This is a genomic window from Pseudomonas floridensis (assembly GCF_002087235.1).
GTDB classification, from domain to species: Bacteria; Pseudomonadota; Gammaproteobacteria; order Pseudomonadales; family Pseudomonadaceae; genus Aquipseudomonas; species Aquipseudomonas floridensis.
In genome coordinates this window covers 1-1781 of sequence record NZ_MUIO01000198.1, presented here as the reverse complement: position 1 = coordinate 1781, position 1781 = coordinate 1, and the positions used below count along the sequence as shown (strand labels likewise).

Annotated in this window: 1 protein-coding gene; it reads right to left on the bottom strand. The window is 61.3% G+C overall.

Features of this window, described 5'->3' with window-relative positions; all coding sequences use genetic code 11:
* Positions 1–1781, bottom strand: a 1781-nt coding sequence (locus BZK31_RS28170) for a DUF6531 domain-containing protein (protein ID WP_083186444.1), incomplete at both ends; no start/stop codon positions are given.

Below are 1781 nucleotides of genomic sequence, written 5' to 3'. Positions count from 1 at the left end.
TTGCCCTTGTCGTCGTAGCGGGCGCGCCAGGTGCTGCCGTCGGGGTAATCGACCTGGGTGACCCGTGTGGTTTTGTGATGATGTTGATAGCGAGTGGTGCGGCCGAGCGGATCGGTTTCCGCCGTCAGACGGGACAGTTCATCGTAGGTAAAACTCAGCGCGTTGCCGTCGGGCAGGCCTAGCCCGGTGATGTTGCCGGTGTCATCGAGGTCGATGGTGTAGCGCTCGCCACCGAAGTCGGTACTGGCCACGACGCGTCGGTCGGCGTTGTACGTTACTTCGGCGTGGCGGCCGAGCACGTCGGTAACACGGGTCTGGCGTGTTGCAAAATCGTAATCGAAATGAAAGTGCTCGCCATCGCTGGTCCAGTGTTCGACCACTCGCGGCTGGCCGTCCAGGGTTTGCCAGCGATAGTGGCAGCCTAAACCGTTCGCATTGCTGTGGCTGGCCATCACACCTTCCGCATAGCTGAAGGTGCGCACCGAATGGCCATTGCGGTTGATCACGCCGCTCAACTGACCATGGCTGTCATAGGTGTACTGCACCAGCGTCTCGACCGCCTGATTGTCGACAATGCGCTTGACCGCGCTCAGACGGGGCGAGTCTTCTTCGTAGTGCAAATGCACCCGAACGCCGCCGGTGGCGCTGATGTCGGTTAGCCGGCCCTGTGCGGTTCGGGTGAAATGCAGAAAGTGGCCCATCGCGTTTTCGATGCGCTGCACCGGCACCGGCACGTTGTTGTTGGGGACTTCACCGAAGTAGAAAAAGACATTGTCCAGCGTCTGCAGCAGATAGTGACCGCCTTCCGTGCAGACCAGATAGACCTGCTCGTGAGGGTGGTAGATGCGCTGGTTCGGCTGAAGGGGGACGAAGGGTACGCTGCGGCCCTGATTGTCCGTCAGGTAGATGAATTGGCCGTGACGGCGCAAGCTTTGTTCCCACGGCAGCACCCAGCCTTTGCCGAGCGCACTGTCGACGTTCAGGTCGCTGGCGTAGAAGCGCGACCACTCGATGGGCATCAGGCCCGGCAGGCTGAAATCGACCTCATCGATCAGCAGTTTGCGGCCTGTGGTGGTGTCGACGGGATTGCCGTGCAAGCCGCCCAACACCTTCTCGGCCACCGGGGCGACGCCGAACCGGAAGAGGGCATCGCCCAGGAACACGCCACCCATGAAGCGCAATGCGCAGGGACCGGCGGCCTTCAGGCCTTGTTGCGCTCCCAGCTTGAGAATGCTGGTCACGGCCCGGGCGCCGCCCGCGACAATCAGCAGAATGTCCACGGCGTAACGAACTCCGTCCGGAACTTCCTCGCTGACCGCCAGGTAGCGGTAGGTGCCGCCACCGATGAAAACGTTGTTTGAGCCAGAAGCGATTTTTGCGCCGCACGTCAGCTTGTCACCCTTGCGGGCGGCGGCTTTGCCATTGATGAATACGTTGCTGGAGCCTTCGGCCACCTTGACGATGGGAGCGTGCTTGTCGCATACGGCAGTGCTGTTTTCAACAATGGCGGCGGCGCGGCCGTTGATGAACACGTTGCGTGAACCGGATTCGATCTGCCCCGTTGGAGAGCTGAAGGCTTTGCCGATGGACTCCCCGATGCTGGTCAGGGCACTTCCGGCCAGTCCGACTGCAACGCCCAGCAGGATTCCGCCCAGACCGCAGGTGACGAAGGTGAAAGAGACATACGCCACCAGCGCAATACCGGCCACTGCGCCCAATAAAAGCCCGGCCATGGCACCGGTGTGTTCGATCTCGTCAAATAAACGGGCTGCCTCGAACAT